This window comes from Sphaerisporangium flaviroseum (assembly GCF_039537005.1).
GTDB classification, from domain to species: domain Bacteria; phylum Actinomycetota; class Actinomycetes; order Streptosporangiales; family Streptosporangiaceae; genus Sphaerisporangium; species Sphaerisporangium flaviroseum.
The window spans coordinates 336,147-352,440 of sequence record NZ_BAAAZR010000020.1; the positions used below are offsets into that span (position 1 = coordinate 336,147).

General features: G+C 70.9%; 13 protein-coding genes and 1 tRNA gene. 10 read left to right on the top strand and 4 right to left on the bottom strand.

Translation table 11 applies throughout. The features are described from left to right. Positions 1 to 36 precede the first annotated feature (36 nt). On the top strand, positions 37 to 1,191 hold the full coding sequence (locus ABD810_RS26960) for a DegT/DnrJ/EryC1/StrS family aminotransferase (protein WP_344946232.1): 1,155 nt from the start codon (positions 37 to 39) through the stop codon (positions 1,189 to 1,191). A 54-nt stretch (positions 1,192 to 1,245) separates the two neighbouring features. On the opposite strand, the gene pdxR is transcribed toward ABD810_RS26960, so the two are convergent. Beyond that, entirely contained in the window at positions 1,246 to 2,628 is a 1,383-nt protein-coding gene (pdxR, locus tag ABD810_RS26965) for a MocR-like pyridoxine biosynthesis transcription factor PdxR (RefSeq protein ID WP_344946235.1), read from the bottom strand. A gap of 67 nt (positions 2,629 to 2,695) precedes the next feature. Here pdxR and ABD810_RS26970 point away from each other — a divergent pair, with 67 nt between their 5' ends. The 8 genes from ABD810_RS26970 (at position 2,696) to ABD810_RS27005 (ending at position 11,112) form a co-directional block, all read left to right on the top strand. Beyond that, entirely contained in the window at positions 2,696 to 3,337 is a 642-nt protein-coding gene (locus ABD810_RS26970; RefSeq protein WP_344946238.1) for a pyridoxamine 5'-phosphate oxidase family protein, read from the top strand. 123 nt (positions 3,338 to 3,460) lie between these two features. Next, entirely contained in the window at positions 3,461 to 5,170 is a 1,710-nt protein-coding gene (locus tag ABD810_RS26975) for a serine/threonine-protein kinase (protein ID WP_344946241.1), read from the top strand. A 148-nt stretch (positions 5,171 to 5,318) separates the two neighbouring features. Next, the gene (locus ABD810_RS26980; protein ID WP_344946244.1) at positions 5,319 to 6,929 is read left to right on the top strand and encodes a serine/threonine-protein kinase; all 1,611 of its coding nucleotides are present in this window, start codon (positions 5,319 to 5,321) and stop codon (positions 6,927 to 6,929) included. Next, positions 6,930 to 8,432, top strand: a complete 1,503-nt coding sequence (locus tag ABD810_RS26985) for a protein kinase family protein (protein ID WP_344946247.1) — start codon at positions 6,930 to 6,932, stop codon at positions 8,430 to 8,432. Between the two features lie 136 nt (positions 8,433 to 8,568). Next, positions 8,569 to 9,909 carry a DUF2510 domain-containing protein gene (locus ABD810_RS26990; protein ID WP_344946251.1) on the top strand — a complete coding sequence of 447 codons (1,341 nt, stop codon included), beginning with the start codon at positions 8,569 to 8,571 and terminating at the stop codon, positions 9,907 to 9,909. A gap of 21 nt (positions 9,910 to 9,930) precedes the next feature. Beyond that, positions 9,931 to 10,527: an oligoribonuclease gene (gene orn, locus ABD810_RS26995; protein WP_344946254.1), complete on the top strand. Its 597-nt coding sequence runs from the start codon at positions 9,931 to 9,933 to the stop codon at positions 10,525 to 10,527. 72 nt (positions 10,528 to 10,599) lie between these two features. Beyond that, positions 10,600 to 10,675 (top strand) — tRNA-His (locus ABD810_RS27000). A gap of 194 nt (positions 10,676 to 10,869) precedes the next feature. Beyond that, positions 10,870 to 11,112 carry a helix-turn-helix domain-containing protein gene (locus ABD810_RS27005; protein WP_344946257.1) on the top strand — a complete coding sequence of 81 codons (243 nt, stop codon included), beginning with the start codon at positions 10,870 to 10,872 and terminating at the stop codon, positions 11,110 to 11,112. A gap of 108 nt (positions 11,113 to 11,220) precedes the next feature. Here the strand turns inward: ABD810_RS27005 and lat are convergent, their stop codons facing one another. Together lat and ABD810_RS27015 are read right to left on the bottom strand one after the other, a co-directional pair. Further along, positions 11,221 to 12,519 (bottom strand): L-lysine 6-transaminase, encoded by a 1,299-nt coding sequence (gene lat / locus ABD810_RS27010; protein WP_344946260.1) that lies wholly within the window; start codon positions 12,517 to 12,519, stop codon positions 11,221 to 11,223. Positions 12,520 to 12,637: 118 nt separating this feature from the next. Continuing rightward, positions 12,638 to 13,216, bottom strand: coding sequence for an HdeD family acid-resistance protein (locus tag ABD810_RS27015; protein WP_344946263.1), 579 nt, complete (start codon positions 13,214 to 13,216; stop codon positions 12,638 to 12,640). Between the two features lie 231 nt (positions 13,217 to 13,447). On the opposite strand from ABD810_RS27015, the gene ABD810_RS27020 reads away from it, so the two are divergent. Beyond that, entirely contained in the window at positions 13,448 to 14,659 is a 1,212-nt protein-coding gene (locus tag ABD810_RS27020; RefSeq protein WP_344946266.1) for a M20 metallopeptidase family protein, read from the top strand. A gap of 13 nt (positions 14,660 to 14,672) precedes the next feature. On the opposite strand, the gene ABD810_RS27025 is transcribed toward ABD810_RS27020, so the two are convergent. After that, positions 14,673 to 16,226: a penicillin-binding transpeptidase domain-containing protein gene (locus ABD810_RS27025; protein WP_344946269.1), complete on the bottom strand. Its 1,554-nt coding sequence runs from the start codon at positions 16,224 to 16,226 to the stop codon at positions 14,673 to 14,675. Between the last annotated feature and the right edge of the window lie 68 nt (positions 16,227 to 16,294).

The following is a 16,294-nucleotide window of genomic DNA, read 5'->3' on the forward strand; positions in this document are numbered from 1 at the left end:
TAGCGGTGGCATGTACAGGCGGCAGAAAGTAGAACAGTGAGCCCCGAGAAACTCCTCGCGGCCCGTACCGGCCGTGAAAGCGTCTGCCTGCCGTCCAACAGGCTTGGCCTCTACCTCGCCCTCCGGCGCTGGTGCACGCCTGGACAACGGCTTCTCATGTCGCCCATCTCGGCCGACGAGATCGTTTTCCTGGTCCTGGCCGCCGGGCTCATCCCGGTGATGGCTCCGATCTCCGTCCTCGACGGCAACATCGAGATGGCACGCGTCCTGCTCGGCGCCTTCGACGCGGTGCTCACCACGAACCTGTACGGCCTGCCGGACGACGTGCTCCGCATGGCGGGCATGGTGGTGATCGAGGACGCCGCCCACGCCGCCGAGACCTCGGTCGACGGCCGGCCCGTGGGCACGTTCGGCGTCGCGGGGGTGTTCAGTCTGTCCAAGCACGCCGGAGCCGGATCCGGCGGCGTCCTGGTGGTCGACAGCGTCGCCGACCGGCGTGAGCTGGAGCGCGAGCGCGACCTGCTGCTCCAGCCCGGCGCCCTCCGCAAGGACCTGGCCGGCATCGCCACCTCCGTCTCGCGCCACCTCGCCCTGAAGCTCGACATGGCCCGTCCCGCGCTTCGCGTCGCCCGCGCTCTGGGTCTCCTGGAGCCCCGCGACGGATACCGCATCGCCCTCCGGCCGGACGAGCTTCGCACCGCGCTCTCGCGGGCGCCCGGCCTGCAGGCGCTGGACGCCTGGGTCCGCGCCGACCTGCATGACTACCGTCGCTCGCGGAGTGGCGTGGCGCGGTGGTACCAAGGGCGGCGTCTGTCACGTCTTCCCAAGGAACGTTCCGCGAGGCTCGCGGGCGTCGCCAGGCTGGCGGAGCTGCCGACCGTGGCGGGTGGGGTGCTGAAACACGTCGACCAGCCGCTGTTCCGCGTGCCCCTGCTGGTCTCCGATCGGGACGAAGCCATCGCCGCCCTGGAGCGTCGCGGCGTCCCCACGGGCTATCTCTACGATCCGCCGTACGACGACTACGCCGCGCCGTTCGTGGAATCGTCGCCGGACCGCGAGCTCGCCCGCTGGTGGGCCCGGCACGTGCTTCCCGTCGATCCGCTGTACGCCCATCGGGCGCTGCCGGTCGTCGAGTCGTTGCTTCCGGCCCCCCCGCCGCCCGGCGACCATCTCCTCCACCGGGCCGCCTGACCGCTCACCGGCCGCCTCGGGCGATCCACCGCGTCTGAGGCGCCGCCCGGCCGCTCACCCGATCCCGACGAGGCCGGCGATGACGGCGCAGGCCTTCCTGACGTCGGCCAGGGAGGCCGAGCCGTACCCCAGGACCAGCCCGTGGTGGCGTACCGGGCCGTGATGATGGCGTTCGGTCGTGCGGAGAAGCACCCCGCGCTCCGCCGCGGCCTCGACCAGGGGAAGGACGTCCTGCTTCGGCAGCCGCAGGAAGACGTGCAGGCCGGCCGAGTCGCCGCTCACGTGCGAACCGAGGATCTCCACGATGGCGGCGCGGCGGCGAGCGTACTCCAGCCGCATGCGCCGCAGGTGGCGGTCGAGGTCACCGCGTTCGAGCAGCACCGAGATCGCCTCCTGGACCGGCCCCGAGGTCCGGTCGGCGAGCCTCTTGCGCGTGCGGGCGATGTCGGCGAGCAGGCCGGGAGTGGCCACCAGCCAGCCGATGCCCAGGTCGGGCGAGAGCGACTTCGACAGCGTGCCGAGCAGCACGACGCGCTCGGGGTCCAGGCCGTACAGGGCGGGGAGCGGCGCCACGTCATAGCGGAACTCCGCGTCGTAGTCGTCCTCCACCACCGTGGCCCCGGTGCGGCGCGCCCAGGCGAGCAGCCGTTCCCTGCGGGGTATCGGCAGCCTGCCTCCGAGCGGGTACTGGTGCGCCGGGGTGGTGTAGAGGACCCGCAGGTCATCGGGCAGGGCCTGCAGGACGACGCCCTGCTCGTCCACCCGGCACGGCACGATGCGGCCTCCACGGGCCGCGAAGATCTCCCGGGCTGAGCGGTATCCCGGCTCCTCCACCCCCGCCCCGTCTCCCGGCTCGAAGAGGGTGGCGGCGATCAGGTCGAGCCCGTTGCCCGTCCCTCGCGTGACCATCACGTTCTCCGGTCCCACCGGCACGGCCCGTGCCCTGCGGAGGTGGTCGGCCAGCAGTTCCCGCAGGCGGGGATGCCCGTAGGGATCGCTGACGTCGGAGGGAGGCCGGCCGGCCGCCAGGCGCCAGGCACGCCGCCAGGCCGCGTCGTCGTGGCCGAGCACCCACGGCCGCCCCGGGCGCAGGTCGATCGTCCTCTGTCCGGGCGCCTCCGGCTCGGCCGCCGGTTCCGTGGCGCGCCGGCCCGTCCGCCGGGGAGCGCTCGCGAAGCGGGAGAAGTCGGCGACGAAGGTGCCGGAGCCGTGCCGTCCCTCCAGCCATCCCTCGGCGTAGAGCTGCTGGAAGGCCTCGGTCACGACCGTACGGCTGACCCCCAGCACGTGCGCGAGCCCCCTGCTGGACGGCAGGCGCTCCCCCGACTTCAGCGTGCCGGCCCGCATACCGTCCCGTAACTGATCTCCGAGCTGCACGGCGAGCGGGACGGGCGCTCCGCGGTCGAGGGAGAGAGGGAGGTCGACATGGCCGCGCAAGTGGTCTCCTGAAAATGGATATCAGTGGACGTACACCACCAGTCCACTTGCTATCTACGTTAGTGGCATGCTCTCCACGACGCCTCGCACCACCCTGACCCGCTCAAAGGAGCGGAGCCGCACCAGCCGCTCCGACCTCCACGCCGTCCTGGACGCCGGGCTGATCTGCCACCTCGGGGTCGTGCTCGACGGGTACCCGATGGTGGTCCCCACGGCGTACGGGCGGATCGGCGACACGCTCTACCTGCATGGCTCGACCGGGGCGACGTCGCTACGAGCGGCCGGCGAGGTCTGCGTGACCGTGACGCACCTCGATGGCATCGTGCTCGCGCGCTCGGCCATGCACCACTCCGTCAACTACCGTTCGGCGATGGTCTACGGCACCCTGCGGACCGTCGAGGACGCGGAGGAGCGGGTGGCCGCGCTGCGGGCGATCACCGAGCAACTGGCCCCCGGCCAGTGGGACGCCGTGCGGCGGCCGGACAAGAAGGAACTGGCCGCCACCGCCGTGCTGGCCCTCTCCCTCGCGGAGGCATCGGTCAAGGTGCGGCAGGGGCCGCCCAAGGACGACGAGGAAGACTACGCGCTGCCTGTGTGGGCGGGCGTGCTGCCGCTGACCGTGGGCTGGGGCGCTCCCGACCCCGACCCGGCGCTCGCCCCCGGCATTCCGGTGCCCGCCCACATCGCTGGGCGCGGCCGGAACGCCTGACTCGCCATAAAAACCTGACTCGCCATAAAGGTTTATCTACCGTCAAAACCGACGATCAACGCCGCTCCTCCCCATAAGGCATTATTTTGCCAACCGGAACGAGGGCATGCGCGTCACACGTGTATGGGTAGCGCACCGCGAGGCTGGGCCGTCCCCGGGTACACGGAGGTACGGCCGCTCGGCACCGGTGGTGGGGGCCGGGTGGTGCTCGCGACCCACGAGGAGTCCGGCACCCATGTGGCCATCAAGTACCTGTCAGAGGACTTGCGTGGGCGGCCGGGCTTCCTCGATCGCTTCCAGGAGGAGGCCCGGCTCCTCGTCGAGCTGGAAGATCCCCATGTCGTCCAGTTCTACGAATACGTCCAGTCGGATCGGGGCGACGCGGCGATCGTCATGGAGCTGGTCGACGGACACTCCCTGCGCACACTGCTGGAACGGCACGGACCGACGGGCCCGGAGGCGGCGCTGGCCGTGCTCAGGGGATCGCTGCTCGGGCTCGCCGCCGCCCACGCGGCCGGGGTGGTGCATCGCGACTACAAGCCGGAGAACGTGCTGGTCGGGGCCGACGGGACCAGCAAGATAGCCGACTTCGGCATCGCCCTGCGCACGGGCGGCACCGGGACGGCGCCGGGGACCCCGCCCTACATGGCCCCCGAGCAGTGGGCCGGGCGGCCCGCCTCCGCCCAGAGCGACGTCTACGCCGCGACCATCGTGTTCTTCGAGTGCCTGACCGGCCACCGGCCGTACCGCGCCACCGAGCGGGCCGTGCTGATGCACCAGCACCAGACCTTGCCGCCACCCCTGGAAGAGGTTCCCGGGCCGCTGCGGGACCTGGTCGCCCGCGGGCTCGCCAAGGACCCCGAGATCCGCCCGTCCGGGGCGGAGCCCTTCGCGGCCGAGTTGGAGGAGGCGGCGGCCTCGGCGTACGGCGCGGACTGGGAGGAGCGGGGGCGGCGGCGCCTCGCCGCTCTCGTCGCGATGCCGGCCACGCCGTCGCGACCCAGGCCGGACCCCTCGTACGCCTCGGCGAGCCTGGCGTCGACCGCGCTGCGCCCGCTCCGCGGGAGTGCCCGGCGTACCGCCGTCGGCGTGGGACTGGTCGCCGCCACCGGCGGCATCGTGGCGTTCGCGCTGGCGTCGGCCGACCACACCCCGGCGGGGAGCCCACCGGCCGCCGCCATGCCGGGCGGCCGGTCCGAGTACAGGACGGCGCCCTCGCCGTCAGCGCAGATGTCCCCCGGAGTGTCGGCGGAGGTGTCGCCCACCGTCTCCTCCGGCGGAGACCCGGAACCGTCGCCGCCGCCCCCGGACGCGCCCGCCTCAACGAATCCGCCGCGCTCGCCGGTCACCTCCACGTCCAAGCCGGCCTCCCCGCGGCCCTCCCGCACGCCATCCCCGTCCCGCTCCCCTTCGGCGTCCAGTACGCCCACCCGCTCCCCTTCCGCCTCCCCTTCGGCGTCCGCCACCTCTCCCCGTCCGACCGGGGTGATCTCCGTCCGGCTACGGGGGGTCTTCGTGAGCCCGCTCACCCCACTCGGCAAGAACTCGACCGTCGCCGGCGGGACGGTCCAGGTCACCACCGACGGGACCGGCCCGGTGCGGCTGATCGTCCGTTTCAAGGCGAACGGCGCGGTGGTCGCCACCCGGACGGCGACGCTGAAGGGCGCCCGCGCCTACAGCCGTCTCTTCCGCCACAGGTTCGCCACCCAGCCCTGCGGCGGCACGGTGGCCGTGACCGCCTCCACCAGACCGGCTTCGGCCAACGGCGTCAGCTCGTCCCGCGTCCGGCTGCTGCCGTGCCCGCCGAAGGCCACGGGGCTGCCCGTCGGATAGCCGAGGACGGCGGAACGAGCCCGGGAAAACACTGACAACGGCATCGACAATATGCCAAATATCGATTTAAACATCACGGATAAGCCACGCCATCGTTAGGCTTCGTTCTCGCGTCATGGGTGGGGGCCCGGCCACATAAGGAGATCGTATGGACGGCCACACGGGGGCATGGCGAGTCCCCGGATATACCGAAATCCGAGACCTCGGAACCGGCGGCTCGGGACGTGTCGTCATGGCACGTTACGACGCCGACCAATCGTTCGTCGCGATCAAATACCTGTCGGACGAGCTCCGCTCCGATCCCGGATTCGTGATCCGTTTCCGGCACGAGGCGCGGCTGCTGGAGCTGATGGACAGCCCGCACGCCGCACGCTTCTACGAATACGTCGAGAACGACGGTGGCGCCGCCATCGTGATGGAGCTGGTCGACGGCGTCTCGCTGCGCACGATGCTGCGATCGGAAGGGCCGACCGGCCCCGAGGCGGCGCTCGTCCTGCTGAAGGGCTCGCTGCTCGGCCTGGCCACCGCTCACTCGAGCGGGGTGGTCCACCGCGACTTCAAACCCGAGAACGTCGTCATCGAGGGCACCGGCGAGAGCAAGCTGGTCGACTTCGGCATCGCCGTGCGCACCGGCGAAGGGGTGAGCGGAGCGGGCACGCCGCCGTACATGGCGCCCGAGCAGTGGGCGGGCGCCCCGGCCGGTCCCAGCACGGACGTGTACGCCGCGACCATCGTCTTCTTCGAGTGCCTCACCGGGACCCGGCCCTTCCAGTCGAGGAACGTCGCGGTGCTCGCGCGCCAGCACCAGTCGATGCCTCCCCCGACCGACCAGGTTCCCGCCCCACTTCGCGGCCTCGTCGAACGCGGGATGGCCAAGCATCCCGCCGACCGCCCGCCGACCGCCGACGCCTTCCTCGCGGAGCTGGAGGCGGTCGCCGTAGAAGCGTACGGGCCGGACTGGGAGGACCGCGGACGCCGCAGGCTGGCCAGCCTGGCCGCGCTCCTCGCGCTGCTGTTCCCGCTGGCGGACCAGGTGCCCGCGGCCGGCACCTCCATCGCGGACACCGAGCTCGGCGGCTCCCGGCTCGGGATGTCGAAGCTCAGCGTCAAGCTCGCGGTGGGCGCGGTCGGCCTCGCGGTCCTCGCCGCGGCCGGCGCCGTCCTGGTGGGGTCGCTGGGGGACGCCGAGCTGCAGGCGCAGACGACCGTCGCCACCCCCACTCCCGTGGACACCTCCAGTTCTCCCGAGCCCGCCATCGCCGAGGAGCCCACGGAGACCCCCACGGAGGAACCGACAGAGGAGCCGACGGAGACGCCATCGGCGGATCCGACCACGTCGGCCGCCGTGCCGTCGGCGGCGCCGACGGCCGCGCAGAAGCCCGCCCGGAAGTCGCCCTCCGCCAAGCCGAGCAAGAAGCCCTCCAAGCCGCCCAAGGCCTCGCTGTCCAGCTCGCCCAAGCCTTCGCCCTCCGAATCGGACACATCCAAGCCCAAGGTCGGCGACCCTCTGGCCTCCGGCAAGCCCAAGCCGAAGCCGACCCCCACGCCCACACCCCCGCCCACCACTCCCTCCCCCGAGCCGACCACGCCGACGCCTACGCCCCCGCGCGGCGATGGAGGGGACAGGCCCTCGACCGAGACACCCACCGAAGGTGATCCGAGCGGAGCTCTCGCCCTCGCGCTGATGACGACCGGCGCGGTACCCGCCACACTTGTCCTGAGACAGCGCATGGCGGGACGGCACCGGAGGCGGCGGTAGATGCCAGATGGCGACAGCATCGCGGGATATCGGCTCACGGGCCGGTCCCGGATGGGCGAGGTGGGCACCTGGATCGACGCGGTAGCCCCTGACGGCAGCCCGGGCGCGGCGCTCAGGGTCGACCCGGCCTCCATGTCCACGCCCGGCGCCAGGGAGCGTGTCGTCGCCGCCGTCATCGCGGACCGCCGCCTGACGCAGAGCGGCCTCACCGGACTGATGCCGATCGCCGATCTCGTGGCCGCGGGCGGGGAGGTCTGGCTGCTCACCGCCCGTCCCGCCACGCCGTCCCTGGCGGAGCTGATGAACGGACGGCCGGGGTCGCCGCCTCCGGACGCGGGCAGCGCGGCGACCGTGCTGGTGGAGACGGCCCAGACCCTGCTCGCCGTCCATGCGGCGGGCCTGTCCCACGGAGCCGTGCACGCGGGAACCGTGGTGATCGGCCAGGACGGCACCGCCCTGCTGGCCGAGCGCGGGCTGGCCCTGGCCCTGCGGGGCCAGCAGCCTTCCTACGATCGCGACCTCACGGCGTGGGCGTCGCTGGCGCGTGGCCTGGCGGCCGGCTGGGCGGCAGGGGATCCCCGCGCGGCGCAGCTTTTCGACCGGGCGGCGGCGGCCGCGACCACCCACGGCCTCAGCGCCGCGCGTGACGCCCTGCTCAACGGGCGCGACCTGCTGCCCGCGGGCTTCACCACCCGCGAGCGGCTCGTACAGACCCTTCAGTGGTGGTCGGCCGGTGACGTCCCCACCCAGGAGCCCCAGCAGGCCTCCGGTTCCTACGGCCACCCCTATCCCACGGGCGCGTCCGGGTCGTCGGGAGTCCCTGATGACGGCGAGGTGGTCACCCTCCTCTACCAGCCGGGCACCGGCGAGTCGCCCAACCCCGGCGGCGCGGGCGTGGCCGGAAGCGCGGCGGTCGGGTACGCCGGCACGACACCCGCGGGCACGGCCGCGACCGCCGGGGCCGGCGGTCCGGCCGGGAACAGCGAGATGCGCTTCGGTCCCGGGGTTCCCGCCGACACGACCGCCGCCCAGATCTGGCGGGCGGGGCGTGAGCAGGTCACCGTTCCGGCCAAGGAACGGCTGAGACGGCCACCGCCCAGTCGGCGGCGGCGCGGCGGCGTCCTGGGGTCTGCCGTGATCTTCGCGCTCATCATCGTGGCGGCGATCTTCCTGTGGCTGCAGCGCGGCCAGCCGATCTCCGTCACGGCGGTCGACGTCAAGACGCCGAAGGCCAAGGGCTGCGACATCACGGTCAACGTCATCGGGGTGATCACCACCAACGGGCAGTCGGGGCAGGTGACCTACGAATGGCTGCCCAGCGGCGAGCGATCGGTCAGGCACACCGATCCGGTGCAGGCCGGGGAGTCCACCCACCAGGTGAGCCTCAAGTGGGACATCGGCGGCCGCGGGACCAAGAAGCTGACGGCCCGGCTCCGCGTCCTCTCGCCGCTCACCCCCGGCGCTCGCTTGGAGGACAAGGCGTCGTTCACCTATAAGTGCTGACGCGTGCACGCCCTTTTCACTTTTCGCCGCCCTGGGGCCCGCATCCAGCCCGCTAAGCGCGCCCGCCGCCAAGCGATGCCGGTCGGCCTCTCGCTCTAAATGCGCAATAAGGGAGGATGTCACTATTCTGGCGGGCATGACGCAGACCCCCGCCGGCTGGTACCCCGATCCATACGGAACCCCCCAATTGCGTTGGTGGGATGGCACGCAGTGGACCGATGCCACCCACCCGCTGGAGGGGACCGCCGGTCAGGGTGCGCCCGTGACCACCGGGCAGTGGGCCCAGCCCGGCACCGGACCGCAGCCCCAGCAGGGCACGGGGCCGCATCCGCAGCAGGGCACGGGACCCCAGCCGGGAACGGGTCCTCAGCCCGGTACGGATTCCCCGCCCGGAACGGGCCCGCACCCGCAGCAGGGCACGGGATCCCAGCACGGCACGGGGTCGCACCCGCAGCCCGGCCCAGGACCGCAGCTCCATCCCGGCCCTTCGCAGGGTGGCCCGTACCCGCAGCCGGGCCCGGGACAGGGTCAGTTCCCCCCGCCCGGCCCGCAGCAGGGGACGGCGCAGTTCGGCCGGCCGCAGGGCCCGTACGGCGGGCCGGGAGCACAGCAGTGGGGCAACCAGGGCGGCACGGCCCAGCTTCCCGTGCCGGACTTCGGCCCTCAGGGACCTCCGCCCAAGAAGGGCGGCATGATGCCCTGGGTGCTCGGTGGCGGCGCCGTGGCGATCCTCCTGGTCGTGGCCCTGGTGATCGGCCTCAGCATCGTCAACGGCGACAAGACCCCGACGGCCGCCGACTCTCCGCTCCCGAGCTCCAGCTCCACCATCGAGCCGTCGGACCCGCAGATCACCCCGCCTCTTGAGACCACGCCCAGCCCCGACCCCAGCACCACGGACTTCCCCGCGGAGATCCCGAAGCCGGTCGGCGACACGATCACCGACCCCCGCACCGGCCTGTCCTACGCCTACCCCGGGGACGACCCGTGGAGGGTGCCGACATGGGCCGAGCTGAACGGCAACGGGCGGCCCGACCCGAACTTCCCGCTGTGGAGCAGCGGCTTCGAAGCCGTGTCCCACGCGAACTACGACGGGCAGAACCACAACTGGGTCGGCCAGGTCCTGACCGCCCGCGTTCCGGAGGGCTTCGACTATTCCGGGCCGTCGGATCTTCGCAACGTGGCCGGGACCGCTCTGGTCAACTACGAGAGGCTGTTCTACGGCCCTCCCCACAAGCGGAAGATCGTGAAAGACGCGGCGATGGAGGTGAGCGGCAAGAAGGCGTGGATACTCAGGTACCAGATGGACTTCACCGCCGAGTCCAAGAAGGCGGGCTGGAAGTTCAAGAAGGAAGACGGTCTCTTCCTCGTGGTCGACCAGGGTCAGGGACGCGCACCTTCTCTGCTTTACGCCTCCATACCCGACAATTTGGACACGTCGGTGATCGATCGCGTACTGGACTCTCTCAAGGCCTCCTGACCGGGCACTACGCTGTGCCTTATGAGTGACCTGTTGGTCTGGATCGACTGTGAGATGACCGGGCTCGATCTCGGCCATGACGCGCTGGTCGAGGTCGCGTGTGTCGTGACCGACGGCGAGCTGAACCAACTCGACGAGGGCGTGGACGTGGTGATCAAGCCGCCCCAGGAGTCGTTGGAGCAGATGTCGGAGGTGGTGCGCCAGATGCACACCTCCTCGGGTCTGCTGACGGCCCTGGGCGACGGCGTGACGCTGGCCGAGGCCGAGTCGATGGTGCTGGAGTACATCCGGCGGCACGTGCCCGAGCCGAAGAAGGCTCCGCTGTGCGGCAACTCCATCTCCACCGACCGCTCCTTCATCGCGCGTGACATGCCCGCGGTGGACGCCTACCTGCACTACCGCATGGTCGACGTCTCCTCGGTCAAGGAGCTCGTGCGCCGGTGGTATCCCCGGGTCTACTTCGCCTCGCCGGCCAAGCAGGGGGGCCACCGCGCGCTCGCCGACATCACCGAGAGCGTGCAGGAGATGCGCTACTACCGCGCCGCCGTGTTCGTCCCGCAGCCGGGCCCCGATTCCGCCACCGCACGCGAGGTCGCGGAAGCCATAACCGGATCTTGACGCGCTGCGGCGTCAGAAGCTCCCAAAGCCCGCTACACTTTTCCCTGTGCCGTGGTGTTGACCGCGGGCATGGTGGGTGTAGCTCAGTTGGCAGAGCGCCAGGTTGTGGTCCTGGATGTCGTGGGTTCAAGTCCCATCACTCACCCCAGCGGGCGATGGCCGGTCCAGACGGACCGGCCATCGCGCTTTCCGGCACTACCCCTGTTTCACGCAGAAAGTAGCCCTACTCGGACAGCATGCGCCCCAAAGCTCGAGGCGGCGGGCTATGCTCGCACAAAACCGCTACGCCGCCAGCGCGGGGGGCTCGGCGATCTGACAATGATTCGTGCCACCGGAGGCCGGATGAGTGTCGATGACGCCACATACAACGAGCACGCGCACACCGGGCTGAGTAAACGCGAGGCCGAGGTGATGGAGCTGATCGCTACAGGTCACTCGAACGGACAGATCGCTCAACGCCTCTTCCTGAGCGAGAAGACCGTGAAGAATCACGTCAATCGCATCTACTCCAAGCTCGGCGCGGACTCCCGGGTAACCGCCATCGGTCTGTGGAGAGGGAGCACCGCCGAGCAGTCGCGCTCATGATCCCGGCTCTGATGTGACAGGTCTCACGTCCCGGGCCGGTCCAGGATGCCCGTCATGGGGTGGCACCCCTACGACAGGTCCCTGCTGAGGTGACGCCGGCGTCGGCCGTCAGGCGGGTACGGCCACCGTGTCCCGGATGGCCGAGAGCGCCCGGCCCAGCGCCGCCAGGCCGTACTCGATCTCCTCCGGAGTCACCGAGAGCGCGGGGCGGAGCCGTACCGACCGCTCGCCGCACGGGAGCACGAGCACTCCCTCGTCGACGCGGAGCACGTCGATCAGGCGCTCCCTGCCGGACAGCACGTCGAAGGCGCACATGAGGCCCCTTCCCCTGGCGTCGCGTACCAGGCCGGGGAACTCCGCCTCCAGCCGTCGCAGGCCCCCGAGCAGGCTCTCGCCGAGCGCCGCGGCGCGCGGTATCAGCCCGTCGCGCTCGATGATCTCCAGCATCCTGCGGGAGCGGACCATGTCGACCAGGCCGCCGCCCCAGGTGGAGTTGATCCGCCCGCTCACCTGGAACACGTTTCCCTCGACCTCGTCGACCCTGCGGCCGGCCATGATGCCGCCGACCTGGACCTTCTTGGCGAAGGCCACGATGTCGGGGGCCAGGCCGAGCTGCTGGTAGGCCCAGGGCGTGCCGGTGAGGCCGACGCCGGTCTGCACCTCGTCCAGGACGAACAGCGCGTCCCGCTCGTGGCACAGGCGCTCCATGGCCCGCAGGTACTCCGGACGCATGTGATTGTCGCCGCCCTCGCCCTGAATGGGCTCGGCGACGAAGCAGGCGATGTCGTGCGGGTGGGCGTCGAAGGCCGCCCGCGCCTGGGCCAGCGACCGCTCCTCGGCCGCTTCCACGTCCCCGAAGTGGATCGCGGGCACCTCGATCCTGGGCCAGTCGAAGACGGGGAAGCGATCGGTCTTGGCCGGTTCGGTGTTGGTCAGCGACAGGGTGTACCCGCTGCGGCCGTGGAAGGCGCGGGTGAGGTGCAGCACCTTGGTGCCGAGCTCGCTCGGGCGGCCGTTCGCCTCGTTGTGCCGGCTCTTCCAGTCGAAGGCGCACTTCAGGGCGTTCTCGACGGCCAGCGCGCCGCCCTCGACGAAGAACAGGTGGGGCAGTTCCGGGTCCCCGAGCACCCGGGCGAAGGTGTCGGCGAAGTCGGCGAGGTGGGTGGTGTACAGGTCGGAGTTGGCCGGCTTGTTGGCTGCGACGCGGCCGAGCAGGGACACGAACTCGGGATCGTCCCCGAAGTGGTTCACCCCCAGCGGGGCGGAGGCGAAGAACGTGTAGAAGTCGAGGTAGCGACGGCCCGTGCCGGCGTCCACGATCCAGGATCCGCCGCTACGGTCGAGATCGAGCTCCAGCCGGTAGCCGTCGGTGAGCAGATGGCGGGCCAGACGGTCGAGGACGCCCATGTGCCCTCCCCTTCGAGTCGGACACTACCCCAGATTATTCCCCGCCATCCCGGCAGATATGTGAATGATTTCCGGCTCATTCCCCGAGATGCGTGAATTTCTTCTCCGCACCTGTCGGCTAGACGGCGTGCGCCGTACTGCCCGTGGTCCCACGCTGCTCCATGCTCCTGGCCCGGAAGGCCAGGTACAGCAGCGAGGCGCCGTAGACGATGGCGAAGACGCCGATGAGCCAGGTGAGCGCGAGAGCGCCGGGAGCGGGCCAGACGAACAGCAGGATGCCGAAGATCACCGACACCACGCCGCTGAGCAGGTACATCCAATCCGCGTCCCCGGCCAGACGGCGCTTGACCGCCGCGATGATCTCGAAGATGCCGATGACGACCGCGTAGGCGGCGATCAGCGTGAGGAGCGCGAACGCGGTGATGCCGGGCCAGATCCAGGCGATGATGCCCGCCACGATGGCGAGGACGCCCGCGATGATCATCCAGTTCCGTGAGCCGCCGGAATGGGCGCCCCGAACCGCCCCGATGATCATGAAGACCCCGCTGACGATCGCGTAGGCACCGAACAGGATCACCAGAACGAGCAGGGTGATCAGTGGCCACACGATGGCGAGGACGCCGAACAGGACGGCGCACACCCCGCGCACCGCGAGCACCCACCAGTGGCTGCCCACCTCGTCTCGCACCTCTTGCATGTCGTCCTCCTCGATGGCTACGGGCGATGAGGATTTCCCGAGCCGCGAAATGCCTGTTCACGGGGCGACAACCACCTCCACCCCCTCGATTCTGTTCCTATCCGGCAAGGACAGGGCGAGAGACCAAAAAGCGGTCAAATGCTGTGCAGCATCCACGAAGTCCGGCAATATCGTGTGAAGTCAGGTGACGTGTAGGACCTGTCATCGACGAGATCCATGAGAGGAACGCCGGTGTCACTTCGGGAAGCCGCCAACGACATCAGCAGTGAGCTCGTACGCCTGCGCCACGCGCTGCACCGCGAACCCGAGCTCGGCCTGGACCTGCCGAGAACCCAGGAGAAGGTGCTCGGCGCGCTGGCGGGACTACCCCTGGAGGTGACGACCGGCAAGCGGCTGAGCTCGGTCACCGCCGTGCTGCGCGGCGCCGTACCGGGCCCCACCGTGCTGCTCCGCGGCGACATGGACGCGCTCCCCGTCGCCGAGAGGAGCGGCGCGCCCGTTGTCTCCGATCTCGCCGGGCGGATGCACGCCTGTGGGCACGACCTGCACACCACCATGCTGGCCGGTGCCGCCCACCTGCTCGCGGCGCGGCGTGACCGGCTCGCCGGCGACGTCGTCTTCATGTTCCAGCCCGGCGAGGAGGGCGCGGGCGGCGCGAAGATCATGATCGAGGAGGGTGTGCTGGACGCCTCGGGACAGCGTCCCGTCGCGGCCTACGCCCTGCACGTGGTCAGCTCGGTCCTGCCGCAGGGCGTCTTCGTCAGCCGCGCCGGCCCCATCATGGCCGCGGCCGACCGGTTGATCGTGACCGTGCGCGGCGCCGGCGGACACGGGTCCACCCCCCACCGGGCCAACGACCCGATCCCCGCCGCCTGCGAGATGGTCACCGCGCTGCAGACCATGGTGACGCGGGGCTTCGACGTGTTCGACCCCGTGGTGGTGACCGTGGGCAGCTTCCACGCCGGCACCGCCGACAACGTCATTCCCGACGAGGCCCGATTCGAGGCGACGGTCCGGTCCTTCTCCGCCGCCGCCCACAGCCGCATCCAGGAGCGCATCCTGACGCTCCTCGACGGCATCGCCGCCGCGCACAACCTGACGGTTGAGGCCGATTACGACGTGAGCTACCCCGTCACCGTGAACAACGCCGTCGAGGCGGACTTCGTCGGCGCCACCGTGCGCGAGGTGTTCGACGAGCACCGCTACATCAGTGCGCCCCAGCCGTTCACCGGCTCGGAGGACTTCTCGTTCGTCTGCAACGAGGTGCCGTCCGCGTTCGTCGCCCTCGGCGCCTGCCCCAAGGGGCTCGACCCCTCAAGCGCGGCCTACAACCACGCGGCGGAGGCGGCCTTCGACGACGCCGTGCTCCCGGACGGCGCGGCGCTCTACGCCGAGCTCGCCATGCGCCGGCTGGGCCAGGAGGCACTGACCGCGGCCGGGTGAGCTCTCCGGCTCGCTAGAGGGCACCGAGGAAACGGGCGGCGAGGCCGGCGGCGGCTTCCGCGCCCGTGCCGCCGTGCTCGACGAACACCGCGAAGGCGAGATCTCCCCGGTACCCCACGAACCAGGCGTGGTCGTCGCCCGAACTCGGCTCCGCCGTGCCGGTCTTGCCCGAGACCCCCTTGGGCAGCCCGGCCGAGGCCGCCGTCCCATCCGTCACCACCGCCGACATCATCGACCGGAGCTGCGAGACCACCTGTGCCGGTAGCTTCCTCGGCTTGGGGCGGCCCTGGACCTCCAGCCGCCTGACGGCCTGTTCCGACATCAGGCGCGGGGGACGCCAGGTGCCGTTCTCGACGGCGGCGGCGACCAGCGCCATGCACAGCGGGGTGGCCTCCACGGAGTTCTGCCCGATGGCGTCGGCGCCGAGCTCGTCACCGTTCCCGGCCTCGCGCACGGACCCGCAGACCCCGCCGAGGCCCGACTTCAGGTTCCCGCCGAACCCGAACTCCTCCGCCTCCCGTCGCAGCCTGCCGTCCGTCAGGTGCTCGACCGCGAGCCTGCTGAACGAGGTGTTGCACGACAGCGCGAACGCCTGGCGCAGGGACACCGTGCCGTGGCCCTCGTCGCGGTGGTTGTCGAAGGTCCGCCCGTTCGGGACCGAGTAGTGCGCCGGGCAGTCCACCGGCGAGTCCCCCGTCAGCTGGTCCCGCAGCAGGGCCGACGCCGTGATGATCTTGAACGTCGAGCCCGGGGGGTACGGCTTGTAGAAGGCGCCCTGGCCGGGCAGCCGGTCCGCCACGGCCCGTACCTCTCCCGTCGAGGGCTTGATCGCGACGATGGCGGCGGGGTGCCCGACGCCGTCGAGAGCGCGGGCGGCGGCGGCCTGCGTCCACCAGTCGAGGGTCGTGCGGTACGTCCGCTCGGTCGCCTGGCGGAACACCACGAGCTTCCTCGATCGCCCGGCGGCGGAACGCGCCTCGATCGCCCAGCCCGAGGGCTCCTCCTCGTAGAACTCGTCGATCTTGCCGACGAGGTCCTTCATGTACGCCTCCGCTCCGCTGTCGTTCGGCAGCGGTTTCCCCTGCCGGGTGAGCAGTTCGGTCCCGGGTACGGGAATCTCGGTGATGCGCAGGCGCTCGTCCGCCGCGACCCCGGGATGCAGCGTCTCCGGCGTCCAGATGACCTTCCATTCGCCGTCCCTGACGGCCAGATGCAGCACCGACGAGAAGTTCCACTGCCCCAGCTCGCCGATCTGCCTGATGCCCTCGAAGGGCATGTCGGCGGCCTGCGCGCCCCGCCGTACGACGGCTCCCGGCGTCAGCTTGATCGAGAGGATCTGCAGGTCGCTGCTCAGGCGCCGGTGCTGGTCCAGGAAGTCCTGGGGCGGGGAGGCGACCTGTTTTCGCATCTCGGTGAGGTTCTCGGCCGCCCAGGCGTCGAGATACGCGCGGCCCGCCTGCTCCGGGCTGCCGTCCACCTTGCGAGAGTCGAGGATCAGGGCCACGAGCGCCGCCGCGACGATGACGAGACTCACCACAACGAGAGCGAGCAGTCCTCGGCGGCGCATACGGTTCTCCCAAGAGTGCCGGGTAGGGCACATCCGGATATATCAGACGCAATGGGAGAGCGTGTGAG

Bases quoted from the DNA above. Each gene is read 5' to 3' on its own strand.
- ABD810_RS26970 (WP_344946238.1), top strand. From the start codon at position 2,696: ATGCTCTCCACGACGCCTCGCACCACCCTGACCCGCTCAAAGGAGCGG.
- ABD810_RS26975 (WP_344946241.1), top strand. From the start codon at position 3,461: ATGGGTAGCGCACCGCGAGGCTGGGCCGTCCCCGGGTACACGGAGGTA.
- ABD810_RS26980 (WP_344946244.1), top strand. From the start codon at position 5,319: ATGGACGGCCACACGGGGGCATGGCGAGTCCCCGGATATACCGAAATC.
- ABD810_RS26985 (WP_344946247.1), top strand. From the start codon at position 6,930: ATGCCAGATGGCGACAGCATCGCGGGATATCGGCTCACGGGCCGGTCC.
- ABD810_RS26990 (WP_344946251.1), top strand. From the start codon at position 8,569: ATGACGCAGACCCCCGCCGGCTGGTACCCCGATCCATACGGAACCCCC.
- orn (WP_344946254.1), top strand. From the start codon at position 9,931: ATGAGTGACCTGTTGGTCTGGATCGACTGTGAGATGACCGGGCTCGAT.
- ABD810_RS27005 (WP_344946257.1), top strand. From the start codon at position 10,870: ATGAGTGTCGATGACGCCACATACAACGAGCACGCGCACACCGGGCTG.
- lat (WP_344946260.1), bottom strand. From the start codon at position 12,519: ATGGGCGTCCTCGACCGTCTGGCCCGCCATCTGCTCACCGACGGCTAC.
- ABD810_RS27015 (WP_344946263.1), bottom strand. From the start codon at position 13,216: ATGCAAGAGGTGCGAGACGAGGTGGGCAGCCACTGGTGGGTGCTCGCG.
- ABD810_RS27025 (WP_344946269.1), bottom strand. From the start codon at position 16,226: ATGCGCCGCCGAGGACTGCTCGCTCTCGTTGTGGTGAGTCTCGTCATC.